Below are 17025 nucleotides of genomic sequence, written 5' to 3' on the forward strand. Positions count from 1 at the left end.
CGCAGCATCTTTTTAACTTGGATTGAATGAGAAGATACATGACAGACTTATTCCCCGTCGCAGCTAGTTTAAATCCCATAATGGATCATATGCTTATCTTCGTTTTTCGCATGAATGATTTTTCTGCAAAGCTCGATTAGATCATCCTGCTGATTCAAATTCCTAGTAGACAAAACAATATCTAAAAATGAAGGTAATGATTCGGGCGGAATGATTGTCGTCCCATAGTAAGCCAAACCATACTCTGGTTGATCCAAGGTATTAAAATAAGTCTTCACTAAAGACAAAGGTTGAAGTAAAGCTTGGATACTGTCATCATTCACTGAAATACAATGATACTTATCAGGTGTATATTCTGCATCAGAAAATTCGGTGAGGATATCTATGATTCCAAATTCGTGTACTAAAGCCATCGCTTGCTCCTTTTTATCTTATATAGTAGCATATCTGCAAATATGATAAGGGGCGTGAAGACAAAAATTTTGCGACCTTCACGGCTGGTAACTCAGAAACTGGAAAAATGGCTATCATGAAAAAGTGACTATCACCTACACAAAAAAAGGATTGGAGGACACGTTAAATGACTGAAAGAGAAGAAGTAGAGAAAATCATGATCAAGTACAATCGTAATTTCTCCGAGCTACAAGACAATGCGACAGTCAAGGAAATAAAAACCGTATTCAAATATATAGGCAACGAATCCAATCGCAAACAACGTGCCTTAATCGGACTGGATAAGAAGTCCTCTCAAGAATAACGTTCCACCAACAATAACCTACCAACACCTGCGGCACAGCCGCAGGTGTATTTTGTCTTCCAATCAGTCGTCATGGATCGCGCCCGCTCAGCCAATGGTTGACCAGAGCGACGATCAACCCAACAAAGAGCGGAGCGAGGACGTATCGTACCAGCTCACTCAAGAGCACCACCTCCTTCCATGATGGAGGTTGACGACATGAATGGGGCTTACCTACGCGTATTTGGTTAGAAAATGACCAGGTTTAGCTGCGAGTGTCGTCATCAGGCGGACGGACAAGCGGGTCCTCCTTGTTCCTGTTTCTTCTTCTGCGGAGCCGATCGAGCAGTCGGATTCGTGGCTTTGGCTGTTCTTCGGGCTCTTGCAGATTTGGCGATGGGTCGGGCATTTGTCCTTGTTCTACAGGCGTGGCAGCAGACTCATTTGTAATTTGTGCTAATGCTTCTTTTCCATTTATTTGTGTATTTAATTTTAATGAAGATGAAATCTCTCTCTTATCTGCTGGTTTTGCGAGTAGAAGGGCAGACTTATCCACAGAAAATAAAGAGTGTGAATAGTTTTCCTCAGGTTTATCCACATTGTCCACAGTTGCCTTGGGATAAGTCGCAGGAATGCCCACAGTTTCTCCCTCAGTTGTGGATTTATCTGTGAATTTTTCTGTGGATTGTTTATCCACTGGTTCTGCCTCATCATCAAAAAGAGTCGTATCGGTGGTGGTGACGATCTTAGCCGTTACCACAGAGTCAAATAGTTTTACGCCGTCTTTTTCAAAAATGTCTAAGCTGGTCAACAGTTCGCAGGCTTCTTTGATCTCTGGGATCGGCACAGACGCGTCCAGCCCCTTGTAGGTCCAATCATGTTCTTTTCCTAGACTGTTGGTAAATGTCGCTACTAAATCATGGGTCATCTTCTCATATCCTTTCTCAAATTTTTTCTTCACGCAGGTAAACAGTTATCATGGTTCGCTTGTTTCTTCGGGACGGACTTTTGCAATTAGGGAACGGACAAGGGACATGGCTTTTACGCCAAAGTTACGGACAGGAAAGACCTTCGATGTGAGTGCGCGCCATTCCGGTGCCATGAAGTAATCTTGGAAATAATAAAAGAATCGCTTCATGGTCCGAGTTGCCTTGGTGTGCATGAAAATATCGCGGACAAGGTCTTTTAAAATGTGCTGGAACTCCTTTGCCCCAAGCTGCCAGCGCACACGCAAGGTCAAAATATATTTAATCGTCAGAGAACTATTCTGGGTCTCATAATAGTATTCGCTGATACGTTTTTCTAAGGTCTTTGGTTTCAAATTGAACAATTGGCGACACGTTAAGAGTTGCTCATTCATAGGATCATATCCTCCTCATCTATTTTCATGCCGTCTACCATCCAGCTCATTGCTGCGTTCAAGTTATCCACAATAAGCTGGATCGGCAACCGACTATTTAGTAAGGATAGGCGACAGCGCTATCGCCCATCCTCAAATTCTTGGGACTAAAAGATAATTGTTTCGACAGTTTCCACATACTTTGCACTGACGACGTGGTCGAAGAGCTTTTCGCCGTCTTTTTCAAAGATCGTCAAGAGTGTCAGTCTTTCTAAGATGCCTCGGATCTCATCACTGGATCGGTCTTGTGCGGGATTTTGGTAGCTCCATGTTTGGGAGCGTCCGCCGCTGGTTTTAAAGATCGCTACTAATTTTTTCATTTATGCTTTTCCTCCTCTTATTTGCTCACTCGTGATTGGCTGGTGATAATCACGCCGTCTAACTGTGTGTCTTCTACGTCAAGTTCCTTCATAAGCTGTCCTAGTTTAAGGATTTGTGCTTCATCTGGATTTTCCACGACGTTTTGGAACGTGACTTTCTTTAATTTCTCTGCTCCTGGTAAAGAAAGCTGCACCTGTAATTTTGTACTTAATCGTTGGATCATAATTAACGCCTCCGTGTTTTTGTATTGTTGTACCGGCCGGTGACTAAAAGATAAATGATTTCAAAAAAGAATGCGAATTTGAATTTGGCAGCTACTCCCCCCAATTTGGCAGGTTTTGGAGCGAAAATGGCCGATTTCGGCAAAAAAGCTGCCAAATTGAGGGGGGTACGAGCCAAATTGTAATTTGAGAAAAAAAGAAGGTTGAGTTATAATTGAAAGTTTTTACCTAAAAATGCGAAGAAAGACAGAAAAATAGCTGAACACTCGGTCACTCAAGCGTTCAGCTATTTTGTTAAATCTAAAGCCAGTCAATATGGTCACTATCATCTGGATCGTACATCAAGGGTTCGCAATGGTAGAGGGAGTAGGTCTGTTGATATAGGCGATTAATCTCGCCAAGTGGTGTTCGAAATTCTTTCAGACTAGAGCGTTTGCTTAAAATTTTCGCAAAAGGGCTGTTTGGAAAATATAAGAAATCTAGCGGAATCTCTCCATCGAGACCGTAATGTAAGACCCCGCGGCGAATCGTCGCCAAGACCAGACAAGCGATCTCCGCCCGTTCAATGAAGCGGCGGTAATGAAGTGGCAGAAGTAGGCAGAGTCCATTCGTCAGTTCTGCGAAGAATTGCTCCTCCACACTAAAGACGGTGGAAAGCTTGATAGGGTTGAGCCAGATCGTCTGGTCCTTTCCCTCAAGTGGAAATAATGCAAAGAACGGACAGACCCAAGGCATTTTATATTTTCCGAAATGCCCCAGCTTCTTTAGACAAATAGATAAGACTTTATAATCAGAAAATGAATGTGCCGAAGAAAAGCGATGCAAGGTTTTCATAGCATTGATTTTGCTGAAATGGATCTCTGTATCCGTGAAGATCAATACTCCTGCTCTATCTGGAATAGGAACGATACAGTTTATCTCATGGACAGTCAACGGATCGAATGCGACCGCCTCTTTAAGGTAGTGTTCCCATAACGGTGACCACTGTCTGTCATCTAAAGCCTCTATTTTATTCATTTCATCCATAGTAATTCCTCCTTATAGTAAAGCGCTTTATTTATGCTTACAATAAGAATATACGACAAAAAACAAGAAGTGAGTTGTTGAAAATTAAGGGGTTATAACAAAATAGTCAAAAAACCTAATTTTTTTGTTATATATTAAGGAGTTGGAGATTAGCTATTTTTTCTTCTTTTTATAGGATATAAATACTGGTTAATGAACAAACAAAGACATCTTCTCGGCGGGTTCGAGAAGATGTCTTTATTTGTAAGGGATGTAAATAGTTGATAATTACATTAAAAATGTATAGATTATTACATGGTTTAACCAAAACTATGAATAATTTCATTTTTCTAACCTAAGTATTTCAGTGAAAAAATGATTTGATTTGTATTAATTATAAAATATAGGAGAAGAATAATCAATATCTTTTATTAAAATCACTAAAAAAGAATAAATGTAATCATTTTAAAACAAGCGTTCTCGATTGAAAGGGTTAGAAGTAAGGTCGAATCAAATTAATTCTTAATTATTTACCGTCAAATAAACCGTCAGAAGGAGAAGCATTATGCGCAGAGGCGAAAACATTTACAAAAGAAAAGATGGACGTTGGGAAGCCCGCTATAAAAAAGGCTATAAACCCAATGGAAAAATCAAATACGGGTACATCTATGGAAGAATCTACAACGAAGTACGAACAAAGCTCTATTTAATGAAAGCCCACTATCTAAACCAGCAAGAAACCTATGGAGAAACGTGTATCTCCTTAGAAGAATGGGGACATATCTGGCTTAAAGAGGTCAAACAACAAGTAAAGTCCTCTACCTATAGTTCGTATGAATATAAAATAAATAAATACGTTTTTCCACAGATCGGAGAACTCTCTTTAAACGAACTCACCGAAACTACAGGAGAACAATTAGTCAACCTGTGGATAAAATCCGGCTTAGAGGTCTCTACAATGAAAGTCATTTTAAGAATTACCAATCAATGCCTGAATGAAGCGATCCAAAAAGAATACCTAAAACAAAATCCCTTTCTATCCCTAAAGCTTCCTAAGAAAACCAAAAAGCCCATTCGTGCATTGAATAGAATAGAGCAGGAAAAACTACAAAAAGCAGCTCTAGCCGAAAAAAAGGATGCAGGCTTACCAACCTATTTAGCCCTGCAAACAGGACTACGAATTGGAGAAATCGCTGCACTACAATGGAAAGATATCGACTTTGACCGCCATCTGATCACAGTCAATAAGACCTATCAACGAATCTACCTAGCCGATAAAGGAGAAAAAACACAGCTAGTCACAGGCTCTACTAAAACAGAATCAAGTACACGAACCGTACCCATGGGACAACACCTGCAAAAAATCCTAATGAAACACCACAAACAATCGAAAGGAGAATTTGTCTTTTCCACAAAAAACCATCAGATGGAACCTCGATTAATCACCTATCACTTCCATCGAATCAGAAAACAATGCGGCTTGGAGAATGTCCACTTCCATCAATTACGCCATACATTCGCAACCCGCTGCATAGAAACAAAAGGCGATATCCGATCAGTCAGTGAACTCCTAGGACACAGCTCGACCAAGCTAACACTGGATACCTACGCAGACTCGATGACAGAACAACGCTTTGAAGTCATCTATCAAATGGAAGCCGCCATTTGTTAGAAATAAAAGTATGAAAAATTTTAAAAAATCCCTCCCAAAAATTCTGCCACTCTTTTTTCAAAACCCAAGAAAGCGCTTACTATTTTTTGGTTTGTTAAAAACCACCTATTTCCTTTATAAGAAATTAAAAGAAAAGTTTTTTTTTATTTAAAAACATTTTATACGCCGTCGCTTACCGTCACCAAGCTCCGCTAAGCCTTGGTACATAAGGCGTTAGAGGTATATTCATAGTTTTGGTTAAACCATGAAAAAAATAATCAGAACATATCTTATTTAAAGGTCCAACTTAACCCAATATCAAATGTACCATTTTAGTACATTTTAGATATAAAAACACTAAATTATATTAAGGAGAGAAAAGAGATGAATAAGAAAAAATTAGTCACAGGTTTGCTAAGTGCAGCATTCCTAGGCGGGGTATTGGTTACCACTGCATTACCAGCAGAAGCGAAAGATTACGACGGACAATCAAAAGGGTCTGTAAAATTTAAAGAGGGTACATTAGAATTACCAGAAATCACAGATCCAATTGTTGATCCAATTGATCCACCAGATAGTAATTTTGGTTTGCTTTATGTACCAAAAGAATTTAACTTCGCAGAAACAGCTGTTCCAACCTCCGTTGTCTCAGGAAATACCACAATTCCCCTTGATTCAAACTGGGAATGGGATAATGCTCTACACGCAACCGATACAGGTGGATCTGGTGGAACTAACCCAACGACGAAACATTTTGCGGTTGGTGATGTTCGTGGGAAACGTGCGGCTGGTTGGAAATTAACAGCTAAACTAACTGGTGCTTTGAAAGACGGTGGTTCAGGTAAGCTTTTATCTGGTGCTACTATTACTATGGCTCAAGGAATCAATGAATTGACGCCTCAACCGAAACCAACACCATGGATTGAAACAGCGACAACTGCTGGAGCTGGTACACATACTCCTGATGTTGTTCCCGGAACTGTGACATTAGATTTATCAGCAACAACTGTCATGAGTGCATCTGCCGAAACAGGACCTGGCAAGGCCGATGGTCGCGGTGAAGGGTACTGGCAAGGTGAATTCAAAAATATTAATCTAGTTGTTCCAGATACAGCAATGAATGCTGTTGCAACTGGTGAACAGTACGAAGGAACAATCGACTGGACATTAACAGATTCGATTTAATAAGAAAGTATGAAAAAGGACAGGTTGAAGATAGAAGTTGTCTTCAACCTGTCTTGTCTAAAGGAGCCAAATATGAAGCGACTACTCCCGATTTTAAGCTTAGTAGTAATGATCTTTTTCCCTATCACAGGGTTTGCGAAAGATACCAAGGAATCACAACAAGGGATCACTGAAAATGAACAACGTGCGGGCTTTACCGTACAGGCGGTATTACCAGACAATCAGATCAATGATCGTGTGGGCTACTATCAATTATTAGTGACCCCTGAACAGAAACAAACGATCCAAGTAAAGATCGTAAATACTTCTGATAAGAAGCAGACCTATAAAGTAGAAGTCATCAATGCCGCAACAAATAAAAATGGCTTGATTACATACGACGAGCGAGAGAAGAAGCCGGATGCTAGTATGAAGCTGCCGATTGCAAATGTGGCGAAGCCAAAGAATAAAGAAGTCTCAGTGGATGCTTACACCGAAGGCAAGGCGGATATCGACATTCAGATGCCGGCAGAATCCTTTCAAGGTATCTTGCTTGGCGGGGTTCGAATCTCCTTGAAATCTGATGAAAAAGAAGAGGAGTCCGAGGGTATGTCTGTTAAGAACACTTATGGGTATGCCATTGGATTGGTGTTGACGGAACAAGACTTCGCACCTGTTTATGGTGAGACAGAGCTGAAGCTGACAAAGGTCCAGCCAGAACTTGATTACGGGAGTAAAGTCTTGGAGGCTAGTATCCAAAATCCACACCCAGAAGCTATGCAAAAACTGGTGGCAGAAGGGAAGATCGTCCGTAAAGGGCAAAAAAGAGCTTTGGCGAAGAACAAGCTGGAAAATGTCAAGATCGCGCCGAACTCAGTCCTTCCATTTCAGATTGATTGGGGACTGCAAGAGGTCGCTGCTGGGGATTATACCTTTATCGGCAAAGTAACCGGAAAGACGAAAAGCTGGGATTTTAAGCAGGATTTCACAATCACTCGTGAGCTGGCGAAGAAGATGAATGAACAAACAGCGTTCCGTATCTTTATCCCCATTTGGTGGACGACAAGTTTCTATGTGGTAGGGACGATCACTGCTATCGTGACTGCTTGGCTCATCATTCGCTTCGTCAAACGAAAGAAAGGGAGGGAGATACATGAAGAAGAATAAAGTTTGGTATGTGCTTGTTGGGTTGTTTTGTTTATGTACAAGTAGTGCCACCGTTTATGCGACTAGTTACAACGGTCAAAGTCCAATAGGCGTTCGTTTCTATGATCCGACAAGTACTTCATCATCAAGTAGTAGTACATCAAGCTCTACGACCAGTTCCACGACGAGCGCAAGTTCGTCTAGCTCTACCAGTTCCAGCAGCAGTACAGTTCCAAGTGCGTCCTCGCTACCAGATACGAATGAGAAAAAGAGCAGCTTTTTATGGTGGGGAAATGGTGATGGAGGATCAGGTGGAACGACTCGCTATTACGCCGATAACAAGCTCCTGCCTAGTACCGGAGAACTCGTTCATTTGGCATTGCCATTTGCGGGTGTGTTCTTAGTGATGCTGGTTTTCTTCTATCTAAAAAGAGGGAGGAAACGAGTATGAAATCAAGAATAAAAGGTCTTTTTGCAGTAGTCATCGTTTTATCAGGGGTTATCGTAGGAAGTATAACTTATCCGGATGAGTCGCTTGCACAACAAACAGGGACTTATACTGGTAAAATTGATTTCGATATGCGTATGGATGATGGTAGCCTTATTCCAGCAGGAAAGGTTCCGGTGGCAAAAGTTGAATATGCAGTAAGGACAATTGATCAAGAATGGTTAGATAATGCTAACATTGTATATCAAACTGACGCCTATGCTAATCCAGAAACTATTACCATTCCATATAATGGTGCAGGAAATTATTCTTTTACTAAACCAGCTCAGACATGGAATTACGGTACATTTCAGCCTAGTAGCAACCCCCCGTATCGATTGCGGGGATGGACGTATTATCATTTATTTCGTAGGTTGAATTTTACGAATGTACCTGCTTATATTCGAACTATTTCAGCTAAGTCTTCTGTTTTAGGAGATTATTCTCGCTATACTTTAGCATATGATACTTATATTTCTCCCACACTTGGTGGAGTAGGTATCCTAGAAGCTTCCTTTAGTGACGACAATACAAGTATTAAAAATGCAAACTTAACTAGAGTATCGCAAGGGAATTTTAGTTATCAGGGGGGGCCGCCGTTTGGTGCAGTGCCTGAATTTGATCCAAACACAGTGGAATTTGCTGTTACTGGTGGAAGACCTGGGACTAGCTATCCCAGTCGTTATGCAGAACAGTCTATAAAGAACTCAAGCGCAGGTGCTCTAGGTAGAAAAATTACCTTCTTCATGAAAGGATTCCAAACAACGGAACAGTTTATGGATCCAGATGGTGGATGGGTGCCAGCCCCACCTGGATTTACTCAAAATAAAACAACAGATGCTAATGATGATCATTTTACCCATACAATGAACAAACTTCCAACTTCTTATGAATCTGGTGGGAATTTGTATGTGCTGCAAGGCTGGCATCAGAAATATGCAAAACCAGCAATCTTAGAGCAGTCTAATCCTCCGTCTATTACAGTTGACTATAATCAACCGAAAACTATTAGTCAGTTGGATGAAGAAGGATATATTCGTGTAATTTACGCTAAGGCATTTGCAGTGAAGGAAAAGTATGTAGATAGCAGTAATACATCAATCGATAGTGGAAGTTGGGATACAGTAAATCCTGTTGCTAACAACGGCAATTTCACAGGAACGCCAGCTGCAACCAAGACAGATAGTAGCGGTGCTATATGGGAATATCAAGGTTGGAAAGAAGGAATCTCTGGAACAGTAAATGGTACAGCAGTACCAGTTACCATTAATAATATTACTGGAAATAAAGATATTTACTATATTTACAAAAAGAAACTACATGCGATCACTCGAAAATATGTAGATCACACAGATGGAACTACTCTATTACAAATTCCTTCAAATCCAAATACTTCTTGGAAGAATGACGGCGACCTATTAATGTATGCCAATCCCACATCGCAAACAGATACAAATGGTGATGTGTGGGATTATGTTGGTTGGGAAAATGTGACGGATGCTCCGGGTATAGTTAATCCTACGAGTACACCTATATCCATTAGTAGTATCAAAGGACCTAAAGAACTTCGTTATCACTATCAAACACGAAAGACTACCGCGACTTTAGATTTGAAGCCAACACCGCAAATTGTCGATAGTGGTGACACGGTTTCTTGGTCTTCGAAATTAACCAATACGGGTGCCTCAGACTTAAAAGATTTAGTTTTGAAGTCTACGTCTAATTGGGCGGCAGGTCTAACTGATCCTGTTAAAGTGACGGTAACACCAGCAGGTGGAGCACCACAGGACTTTACTGTTAACTCAGGTGATTGGGCGACTGGGGTGAATCTGACTGGGATTTCGATTCCAAAAACTGGTCCAAATAATTATGCGGATATTACCTTTACAACTACTGCCACAGGTGCAGCAAATCAAGTGTTGCCAGCAGAAATTGAAGTGGACGGGAATATACCAACACCATTGAAAGCAGAAAACTTTGTCCGCATCGACGATCAAGATGAACCGAATTTGCTACCTTCAGGAAATTCAGGACTACTCAACATTCCTAATTTCAAATTTGGAGAAGTAGAGGTCAAACCTTTTGCACAAAGGAAAGGGTTAGATTCAAGTGAATATGCGAATCCTAGTTACAACCCTTACATTCGCTATATGGATAACGAAAGTATAGGGACTTACAGCCTTTCAGTGAAGATGGGACCATTTACCAGCGGATCGAAAACCTTGCCTGCTGCTACAAGTATTATATTGGGTACTGGTACGGTGAAAGAAGTTCAAAACTATAACAAACCTAATGAAACTTTGTCTGCTGGCAGTTCTATTGGACCAATGAGGATCGAATCGGATAATACGACGTCTATTATTCACCTTGGAAATACTCAAGGAGTTTATCAGATCGACTATGACTTTAATGATGTGGAGTTAGACTTAGTTGCACATTCTGGTATCGCTGGATTGGACTACAAGGCTGTTATGGATTGGACGTTGACCACAGCTCCGTAAGTGAAGAAAGCGAGAAAGAGAGAGGAATCTATGTACAATTATGTTTGGCTATCTGCGGGTATGGGGGTTCTTTCCCTCATCCTAGCGATCTTTTTCCTGGTGAAGGATCTGTCTTATTGCGAACAGACGCAAAGGAAAAAGCTGACTTATCTGCTAGCAAACTGGGGGATGTTCCTCTTGGCGATCGTCTGGATTGGTCTGGGGATCAGTCTGTATGTCATCATCCAGAACCAGTTAACAGCTTAAAAAAATGACCGCTCGATGTTTCGGGCGGTTTGTACATATTAACGTGGTGTAACGCCACACAAGAACGAGGTGGAAAATGAATCGCATATTGATCTTAACAAAAAATATTTCAGTGGAGACCTATTTGCAGCAGCAGCTCCAAAAACTGAATTACGAAGTGTTGGTTTCCGTATCAATCTGGGAAATGTGGGAGAACGTGCGCCGCGTGGATCGTTTCATGAAGTCCTTTCAATGGATCTTCCTAAGTGAGACGATCTCCGATAACGAAGCGCAGGAATTCGGTGAGCAGTTCACCACAGATTGTCTGGTACGGATCGTCGGCGAGGAACCTTTGGAAGCGACTTCAGCAAAATGGCACGACTGGCATGTTTTTGATTGGATACTGGCGAACACTTCCCTAGAACGGCTGCGCGAAAAGCTGGTCTACAAATCCCTGTTGTACCAAGTCGAATTTCGTGAGGAGAAAAAGGAATTGGCAGCCTACGGCAATCATTCGCTGGACTATCAGAAAAAGGCCTTTCCTTTGTATTACTCAGAGATTCACTTTACCAAACTAGAAAAAGATATCATTCAGCGGCTAATGACGGCGAAGAACCTGTCCTTAGCCAGAGAAGAACTATGCCGCGGCTGGCGCTCCAAAAATCAAAACTCCAAGCTGAGCCAACTATCCTCAGCCATCACGAAGATCCGAAAAAAAGTGGCAGAGACCTATGGAATCGAGGAAGCCGTCCACACATTATGGGGTGAAGGGTATCAGTTGAACACGTACTTTTACAACTGTCTCTTAAAAGGAGAATTCCACAGCCAATCAATGAGCCTTAATCAATAGAAGAAAAAAATCAGAGAGTAGGAATACGCATGAGTCAGATATTATTATTTACCAAAAACCCCTTGAACGAACAAGCCTTTGAGGAATGCCTCAGACAGCTAGGCCACGAAGTCTTTACCACGAAGGAGCTGGTGGACCTATGCCTAATGGATAACGCCAAACACGACTTTATCCAAATCTTCCACCAAATCATTCTCAGCGAAACGATCGCCAATGTCGAAGTAAAAGAACTCGTGAAGCAGCTGCGCAGCTACACGATCCCGATCTTCCGCAAATCCGATGAACCACTAGAAGAAACACAGCTAGAAGAATGGAAAGCACTCGGCGTCACCGAGTGGATCGAAAGCCGTCCCAGCATCGAAGTGCTAAGAGAAAAACTCAGCTGCGACAAACTCCGCACCGACAGCAAGATCGTCTTTCTTCCAAAATCAGAAGAAAGAATCAACCTGACCAGCCTATCGCTCAGCAGCGGCGAGCTGAAGCTCTTCCGCATCCTGCACGAACAAAAGAACAAAACCGTCTCCCGCGAAGAACTCTGCCTCCGCATGTGGAATAGACAAAAAAGCAACTCCAGCATGTCCCAGCTATCCGTCATGGTCAAACACCTAAAAGACAAACTAGCCGGCCAAGGCATCGAAGGACCAATCATCGAAACCTGTTGGGGCCGCGGGTATCGACTGGATGGGAAAGTTTATGAACAGGTTGGGGTGGATGAAGTTGATGAAGTGCTGGTGGGTCAGCAGTAGATAAGTAAAAACGATAGGGGGATAGGGATTATTTTGACGCTTTGTTTGCTAAAAGTGTTCAAAAGAGAGGAGAAAAAGGGTGAGAAAGTATGGATTCATTGTAGGGTTGTTACTGGTATTGAGTGTAATCAGCGGGTGCGGCGGAGGTACGAATCTCCAAGAGGAATATCAAGCAGAGCTGCAGAAGCAAGCGAAGATGAACAGTGGAACCTTTGAGCTTGTCATTGACAGTGTTTCAATCGATGCCGGGGATAAGGATTCCAGCGTTGAAGATAAAATGATGTTTGATGTGATCGAAAAGCAGCTAAGAGGAGTATCACTCGCTGGTTCCTATCAAGTGGACAAGAAAACGATGAATCAATACGTGAAGCTCCAATTAGATGCACTTGGACAGAAACTGCCGCTTGATTTTTATTCAAATCATCAAGCGAAGGAACTCTATATTAATGCCGCACTCCAACAGTTTGCTCAATTCAACTCAGACCTTTCCGCTCATACCCAGAAAATGGAGAACAGCGAGGGCAAATATATCTCAATGACACAAAAAGAGGCGCTCAAGGCAATAGGACAAAAAGACTTGGCGGCTCCTAAAACAACTATTTCTGATTTCATCAAGACACTAGAGAAAGACTCCTTCAAAAAAGATGGTGACAAGCTAACCCATCGCTTTACGAAGGAAGAAATCCAAAACTATCTATCAAAGCAAAAAAATACAGACTTAGAAAAACTAGAAAGCTTATCGATCGACCTAACCTTGGATACAAAAGAACATACAAAACAAGGCAAGATCACAGCTAAAAGTTCAAACGACGGTGCAAGCTATACTGTAAAGATGACGATGAATCAAAAACCGAAAAACAACAATAAATCCGTTCAACTGCCGAAAAAAGAAGCACTCATCCCAATCGAAGAATTTCTCAAAGAAATTACTTCTCCAACACAAGTAGACGATGAAGCAATGGCGAGAGTTCTTAAAAATATAGAAGACGAAAAAGATGTTATCGACGCCGAATCCGCAGAAAAAATAAAAGAGACGTATCGTCAATATTTGAATGATGAACAGTATCAACAAGTCGTTCAAGCATTGGATAAGGTGCTGGCAGAAAAGAAAGAATAGCGAATAAAATCAATTTAAAAACCTAATTTACATTCTTAAAGCAGCAGAATGGAAACTAGGTTTTTAAACGTGTATATAAAAGAAAAAATATTTTTACGTCAGAAACCGCCACATTTATGCGTACCTTTATAAGTGGAGAGCTTTGATTGAACAGAGCACACGCCCCTGACTTAGCAGTAGCAATATCTTTTAATCCTCTGTTAAGGTCAGCTTAGAAGATTGTTTCAAAATCTTGAATTTGCTATACTATTTATAGATAGAAATGTGAAAAATGAAAGAGGGTGGATACTGTGAAGAGAATGAAGTTTTTTTGGAGAAGATTTACATTGCAAAGATTGCAGCTTAAATCATTGAGAAATAGCAAAGATTCTGAAAGATACTCTGAGCAGAAGCGTGTCCTCTTTTTACTGTTTAAACCCACTGTAATGTTTTCTACGGAAAATAAAAATTACGATCAAAATAGATTGTACAAATATACGAATGCTCTAAATGCTTATTGTAAAAGTGATGAATTGTATAAATTAGCTAAAAAAGAATTGGTAGCATAATGAAGAACATACCAATTTTAGAGAGCCAACTGGAAGCGTTGAATCAGGCAATGGTTGAACAAAATATTTTTACTACAGTAATTTTGATTGGCGGCTTTGCTGGTCGTTTCTTACTAGATGGCTATAGACAAACTTTGGATATTGATTTTTTACTGAGTTCAATTGATGATAATTCAAAATATGATATCTGGCGAGAGTTATTGTTTTCTAGAGGGATGGAAGAAGTTTCGGTCGTAGAAGTGCCGCCAGTTGAGGACATTGAACCATTTGCTACTTTAACATATTCGAATTTAAAAGTTATTGTTCCTACAGTAGAGTATTTCGCTGTAACGAAAATATTTAGCGACCGAAAAAAGGACGAAGAGGATTTGGTTCAGCAGGGGATTTTAGCAGCTTGTGATCCGAAAAAACTTCAGCAAATGCTAGATGAGTACAAGGATTATGTTTTAAATCCAAATAGTTTTAATAGTAATTATGTTACATTAAAAGAAGTATTAAAAAGCTACGGAATTACAACTAGCTAACTAAAGGGGCAGTTCAACAACTTATAGTTTGCTTTTTGTTTGATAAACAGGAGAAATAGACTCAAAAACAGATTAACGTTCCTGTCATCTAGAATAGATACGCAAATGTCAAATAAACTTGGAGCAGAATTGAAAACTCTCGCTTCAAGTTTTTTATTTTCTAAGTATTCTAAATTGAAAGTTGGAAGAGTTGAAAAAAGATCAGGAATAGAGCAATCGTCTGTTTGATGAAAAAAAGCATCTCAAGAGAAGAAATCTGCTTGCCCTAGCTATCCGTCATGGTCAAACACCTAAAAGACAAGCTAGCCGGACAAGGCATCGGTTGGATGGTAAGGTTTATGAGCAGGTTGGGGTGGATGAAGTGCTGGTGGGTCAGCAGTAAGAGGTCTTAGGGCCTCTTTCTTTTTAAATAAGAAAAATGAATAAATAGCAATAATCACAGCTTTCGTAATTGAGATCAAAAAATATTAATATAAAAATATTTTTATTTAATTTAACGATATGTATATGGGTTTGAAAAGAACTAAATGCGATACTTTACGACTAATTTCCCTTTTATATAACAAGCGTGATTCAATTGTGGTAAAATTGTCGTAAGAATTTTTCTAATCTAGGAGTGTAAACTTATGACTCAATATTTCATTGATGAACTTAAAAGAAGATATCAAGAGAAAAAAATAATCCCATTTATTGGGGCCGGATTATCTATCCCATTCCAATTGAAACCTTGGCCAGAGCTGATTAATGAGTTGAAAGAGCAATTACTAAAAGAATCTTTTTGGGAGGTAATTGATTTTGATTTAGAATCAAAAAACTACCAAGAAGCTATTGAAGCTATAAAAAAATACGGACATATAGATGATCAGCCTATACAAGAAAAAATTTCGAAAGATTACTCATTAAGAAAAGCAGACTTAAATAGAGCTATTGACAATAACTATGTTGATTTGAAAAAGGATAATTTCAAAATTTATTTAACTACTAATTATGACAGATTACTGGATGATTATATGCAAGGTATAAATGGATTCAAATCATTAACGGAATACACATCTAATGTACAAAGATTATTTGATAATGATAAAGAAAAATATCTTTTCCATATTCATGGATGCGTTTCCGATCCTGATTCTATAGTGATTTCATCACAGAAATATGATGAGGTTTATTCAACTCCAAATTTTGATAAACTTATGAGTGCATTCTCTAGCAATTATAGTTTTCTCTTTTTGGGTTTCTCTTTTGATGATGACTTTGTAAAAACGCTTGTCAAGAACCACAAAAACTTCTTTAAAGGAACACATTACATGATAACAAATTCTGATTCGATAGATAGCAGAAAAAAAGACAGTTTAAGCAAAGAATATGGAATACGAGTAATAGAATATAATATAGAGAATTCCTCTCACGTTGATGAAATAAGGAAGTTATTAAACGAGATTACTGAGGAATCTTCTGATGTAAAGAGTGAAAAGAAAGATGCAATCGATTATCCAGCTGTCGGAATAGATGAGCTGCTCACTAAAGGAATAACTTATGAAGACAATCTATTTTACCGTAAGCTTAGACTTGCTGATATAGGGGAAGATTTACGGGATATTAGTAAGTATTTTTATATTGCAGCAGAGAAATTTATAAGAAAAAGCCAAAAACTTGGATTGCCTAAAGAATTTATTGATGGGATTTTAGCTGAAGTTTTTATGACTTATAAAGAGAAGTATAGTCAGATTTACTATAGAGAAGGAAAATCCAGCGAAGAATTACTTATGGTCATTCATGAGAACCTAGGGCAAATCAACATAGATCGATTAGTGAATGAATCAAACAAACCAACAGGTTCAGAAAATAAGGGATTCATTCATGTTCTTGCTGACGATCGTGAAAAAGATATTTGGTGGGGGAGCGAGCGTTTATGACAAAATTGAATAGACCATCTCATCTACCAGTTGAAATCGATTTACTATTTGATAATAAAAAATTGGATATTTTGAAGTATCTTAGTATTTTATATCAAGCGAAAATCAGTTTGAGGCAAAGGAAGCTAACACTGGAACAATTATTATATTATTACTCGGTTTTATATTTTAAAACTAGTAGTGGTAACACACCGTTGATTTACAAATATCTTAGAGACAAAAAGAGAATTAATGAGATTATAATTTATCTTGAAAATCTGGGGTTCGTAAAGGTTGATGGAGATATAACTACACAGTTAAACGGTTTAAAAGTCTCGATATCAAAAGATGGGATTGCAGCTATCGATTCTTGGCAATCTGAAAGTATCAATGTGTATTTAAATCATATATCAATTATTATGGATGAATGCTCTTATGGAACAAAAAATTCTGAATTTCAAAATTTGCTGTATGAGGGAGAGTTCTAAA

Annotated in this window: 21 protein-coding genes; 14 read left to right on the top strand and 7 right to left on the bottom strand. The window is 39.5% G+C overall.

Features of this window, described 5'->3' with window-relative positions:
- Positions 1 to 68 precede the first annotated feature (68 nt).
- Positions 69 to 413 (bottom strand): short-chain dehydrogenase, encoded by a 345-nt coding sequence (locus FFR60_RS16055; RefSeq protein WP_137664913.1) that lies wholly within the window; start codon positions 411 to 413, stop codon positions 69 to 71.
- 167 nt (positions 414 to 580) lie between these two features.
- On the opposite strand from FFR60_RS16055, the gene FFR60_RS16060 reads away from it, so the two are divergent.
- Positions 581 to 757, top strand: a complete 177-nt coding sequence (locus tag FFR60_RS16060) for a hypothetical protein (protein WP_088933798.1) — start codon at positions 581 to 583, stop codon at positions 755 to 757.
- 70 nt (positions 758 to 827) lie between these two features.
- Here FFR60_RS16060 and FFR60_RS16065 read toward each other — a convergent pair whose 3' ends face one another.
- The 6 genes from FFR60_RS16065 to FFR60_RS16090 form a co-directional block, all read right to left on the bottom strand.
- Positions 828 to 929 carry a type I toxin-antitoxin system Fst family toxin gene (locus tag FFR60_RS16065; protein ID WP_137664914.1) on the bottom strand — a complete coding sequence of 34 codons (102 nt, stop codon included), beginning with the start codon at positions 927 to 929 and terminating at the stop codon, positions 828 to 830.
- A gap of 72 nt (positions 930 to 1001) precedes the next feature.
- Positions 1002 to 1664 (bottom strand): DUF2922 family protein, encoded by a 663-nt coding sequence (locus tag FFR60_RS16070; protein WP_137664915.1) that lies wholly within the window; start codon positions 1662 to 1664, stop codon positions 1002 to 1004.
- A 48-nt stretch (positions 1665 to 1712) separates the two neighbouring features.
- Positions 1713 to 2096, bottom strand: a complete 384-nt coding sequence (locus FFR60_RS16075) for a hypothetical protein (RefSeq protein ID WP_088933797.1) — start codon at positions 2094 to 2096, stop codon at positions 1713 to 1715.
- 146 nt (positions 2097 to 2242) lie between these two features.
- The gene (locus tag FFR60_RS16080) at positions 2243 to 2455 is read right to left on the bottom strand and encodes a DUF2922 domain-containing protein (protein WP_088934285.1); all 213 of its coding nucleotides are present in this window, start codon (positions 2453 to 2455) and stop codon (positions 2243 to 2245) included.
- Between the two features lie 17 nt (positions 2456 to 2472).
- A complete protein-coding gene (locus FFR60_RS16085; RefSeq protein WP_088933795.1) occupies positions 2473 to 2679 on the bottom strand; it encodes a DUF1659 domain-containing protein in 207 nt (68 codons plus the stop codon).
- A 298-nt stretch (positions 2680 to 2977) separates the two neighbouring features.
- On the bottom strand, positions 2978 to 3703 hold the full coding sequence (locus tag FFR60_RS16090; protein ID WP_249355022.1) for a hypothetical protein: 726 nt from the start codon (positions 3701 to 3703) through the stop codon (positions 2978 to 2980).
- A gap of 544 nt (positions 3704 to 4247) precedes the next feature.
- On the opposite strand from FFR60_RS16090, the gene FFR60_RS16095 reads away from it, so the two are divergent.
- From FFR60_RS16095 to FFR60_RS16155, 13 genes are all read left to right on the top strand, one after another.
- Positions 4248 to 5354 carry a tyrosine-type recombinase/integrase gene (locus tag FFR60_RS16095; protein ID WP_137664916.1) on the top strand — a complete coding sequence of 369 codons (1107 nt, stop codon included), beginning with the start codon at positions 4248 to 4250 and terminating at the stop codon, positions 5352 to 5354.
- Positions 5355 to 5717: 363 nt separating this feature from the next.
- Positions 5718 to 6518 carry a WxL domain-containing protein gene (locus tag FFR60_RS16100; RefSeq protein ID WP_137664917.1) on the top strand — a complete coding sequence of 267 codons (801 nt, stop codon included), beginning with the start codon at positions 5718 to 5720 and terminating at the stop codon, positions 6516 to 6518.
- 72 nt (positions 6519 to 6590) lie between these two features.
- Positions 6591 to 7664: a WxLIP family cell surface protein gene (locus FFR60_RS16105; protein ID WP_137664918.1), complete on the top strand. Its 1074-nt coding sequence runs from the start codon at positions 6591 to 6593 to the stop codon at positions 7662 to 7664.
- A complete protein-coding gene (locus FFR60_RS16110) occupies positions 7651 to 8094 on the top strand; it encodes an LPXTG cell wall anchor domain-containing protein (protein ID WP_137664919.1) in 444 nt (147 codons plus the stop codon). The genes FFR60_RS16105 and FFR60_RS16110 overlap by 14 nt, the downstream gene beginning before the upstream one ends.
- Positions 8091 to 10631 carry a WxL domain-containing protein gene (locus tag FFR60_RS16115; RefSeq protein WP_137664920.1) on the top strand — a complete coding sequence of 847 codons (2541 nt, stop codon included), beginning with the start codon at positions 8091 to 8093 and terminating at the stop codon, positions 10629 to 10631. Before FFR60_RS16110 ends, FFR60_RS16115 begins: the two co-directional genes overlap by 4 nt.
- 30 nt (positions 10632 to 10661) lie before the next feature.
- Positions 10662 to 10877, top strand: a complete 216-nt coding sequence (locus FFR60_RS16120) for a hypothetical protein (protein WP_137664921.1) — start codon at positions 10662 to 10664, stop codon at positions 10875 to 10877.
- 76 nt (positions 10878 to 10953) lie between these two features.
- Entirely contained in the window at positions 10954 to 11706 is a 753-nt protein-coding gene (locus FFR60_RS16125; protein WP_137664922.1) for a winged helix-turn-helix domain-containing protein, read from the top strand.
- Between the two features lie 29 nt (positions 11707 to 11735).
- Positions 11736 to 12452, top strand: a complete 717-nt coding sequence (locus FFR60_RS16130) for a helix-turn-helix domain-containing protein (protein WP_137664923.1) — start codon at positions 11736 to 11738, stop codon at positions 12450 to 12452.
- A gap of 79 nt (positions 12453 to 12531) precedes the next feature.
- A complete protein-coding gene (locus tag FFR60_RS16135) occupies positions 12532 to 13569 on the top strand; it encodes a hypothetical protein (protein ID WP_137664924.1) in 1038 nt (345 codons plus the stop codon).
- A 290-nt stretch (positions 13570 to 13859) separates the two neighbouring features.
- Positions 13860 to 14117 carry a hypothetical protein gene (locus FFR60_RS16140; protein WP_137664925.1) on the top strand — a complete coding sequence of 86 codons (258 nt, stop codon included), beginning with the start codon at positions 13860 to 13862 and terminating at the stop codon, positions 14115 to 14117.
- Positions 14117 to 14641: a DUF6036 family nucleotidyltransferase gene (locus tag FFR60_RS16145; protein ID WP_137664926.1), complete on the top strand. Its 525-nt coding sequence runs from the start codon at positions 14117 to 14119 to the stop codon at positions 14639 to 14641. Before FFR60_RS16140 ends, FFR60_RS16145 begins: the two co-directional genes overlap by 1 nt.
- 626 nt (positions 14642 to 15267) lie before the next feature.
- Positions 15268 to 16557, top strand: a complete 1290-nt coding sequence (locus tag FFR60_RS16150) for an ABC-three component system protein (protein ID WP_137664927.1) — start codon at positions 15268 to 15270, stop codon at positions 16555 to 16557.
- Positions 16554 to 17024, top strand: coding sequence for a hypothetical protein (locus FFR60_RS16155; RefSeq protein WP_137664928.1), 471 nt, complete (start codon positions 16554 to 16556; stop codon positions 17022 to 17024). Before FFR60_RS16150 ends, FFR60_RS16155 begins: the two co-directional genes overlap by 4 nt.
- Position 17025 lies beyond the last annotated feature (1 nt).

The sequence above is a fragment of the Enterococcus hulanensis genome (assembly GCF_005405485.1).
Lineage (GTDB): Bacteria > Bacillota > Bacilli > Lactobacillales > Enterococcaceae > Enterococcus_A > Enterococcus_A hulanensis.

Bases quoted from the DNA above. Each gene is read 5' to 3' on its own strand.
- FFR60_RS16060 (WP_088933798.1), top strand. From the start codon at position 581: ATGACTGAAAGAGAAGAAGTAGAGAAAATCATGATCAAGTACAATCGT.
- FFR60_RS16085 (WP_088933795.1), bottom strand. From the start codon at position 2,679: ATGATCCAACGATTAAGTACAAAATTACAGGTGCAGCTTTCTTTACCA.
- FFR60_RS16130 (WP_137664923.1), top strand. From the start codon at position 11,736: ATGAGTCAGATATTATTATTTACCAAAAACCCCTTGAACGAACAAGCC.
- FFR60_RS16090 (WP_249355022.1), bottom strand. From the start codon at position 3,703: ATGGATGAAATGAATAAAATAGAGGCTTTAGATGACAGACAGTGGTCA.
- FFR60_RS16115 (WP_137664920.1), top strand. From the start codon at position 8,091: ATGAAATCAAGAATAAAAGGTCTTTTTGCAGTAGTCATCGTTTTATCA.
- FFR60_RS16105 (WP_137664918.1), top strand. From the start codon at position 6,591: ATGAAGCGACTACTCCCGATTTTAAGCTTAGTAGTAATGATCTTTTTC.
- FFR60_RS16100 (WP_137664917.1), top strand. From the start codon at position 5,718: ATGAATAAGAAAAAATTAGTCACAGGTTTGCTAAGTGCAGCATTCCTA.
- FFR60_RS16080 (WP_088934285.1), bottom strand. From the start codon at position 2,455: ATGAAAAAATTAGTAGCGATCTTTAAAACCAGCGGCGGACGCTCCCAA.
- FFR60_RS16110 (WP_137664919.1), top strand. From the start codon at position 7,651: ATGAAGAAGAATAAAGTTTGGTATGTGCTTGTTGGGTTGTTTTGTTTA.
- FFR60_RS16070 (WP_137664915.1), bottom strand. From the start codon at position 1,664: ATGACCCATGATTTAGTAGCGACATTTACCAACAGTCTAGGAAAAGAA.
- FFR60_RS16120 (WP_137664921.1), top strand. From the start codon at position 10,662: ATGTACAATTATGTTTGGCTATCTGCGGGTATGGGGGTTCTTTCCCTC.
- FFR60_RS16075 (WP_088933797.1), bottom strand. From the start codon at position 2,096: ATGAATGAGCAACTCTTAACGTGTCGCCAATTGTTCAATTTGAAACCA.
- FFR60_RS16055 (WP_137664913.1), bottom strand. From the start codon at position 413: ATGGCTTTAGTACACGAATTTGGAATCATAGATATCCTCACCGAATTT.
- FFR60_RS16095 (WP_137664916.1), top strand. From the start codon at position 4,248: ATGCGCAGAGGCGAAAACATTTACAAAAGAAAAGATGGACGTTGGGAA.
- FFR60_RS16145 (WP_137664926.1), top strand. From the start codon at position 14,117: ATGAAGAACATACCAATTTTAGAGAGCCAACTGGAAGCGTTGAATCAG.
- FFR60_RS16150 (WP_137664927.1), top strand. From the start codon at position 15,268: ATGACTCAATATTTCATTGATGAACTTAAAAGAAGATATCAAGAGAAA.
- FFR60_RS16125 (WP_137664922.1), top strand. From the start codon at position 10,954: ATGAATCGCATATTGATCTTAACAAAAAATATTTCAGTGGAGACCTAT.
- FFR60_RS16155 (WP_137664928.1), top strand. From the start codon at position 16,554: ATGACAAAATTGAATAGACCATCTCATCTACCAGTTGAAATCGATTTA.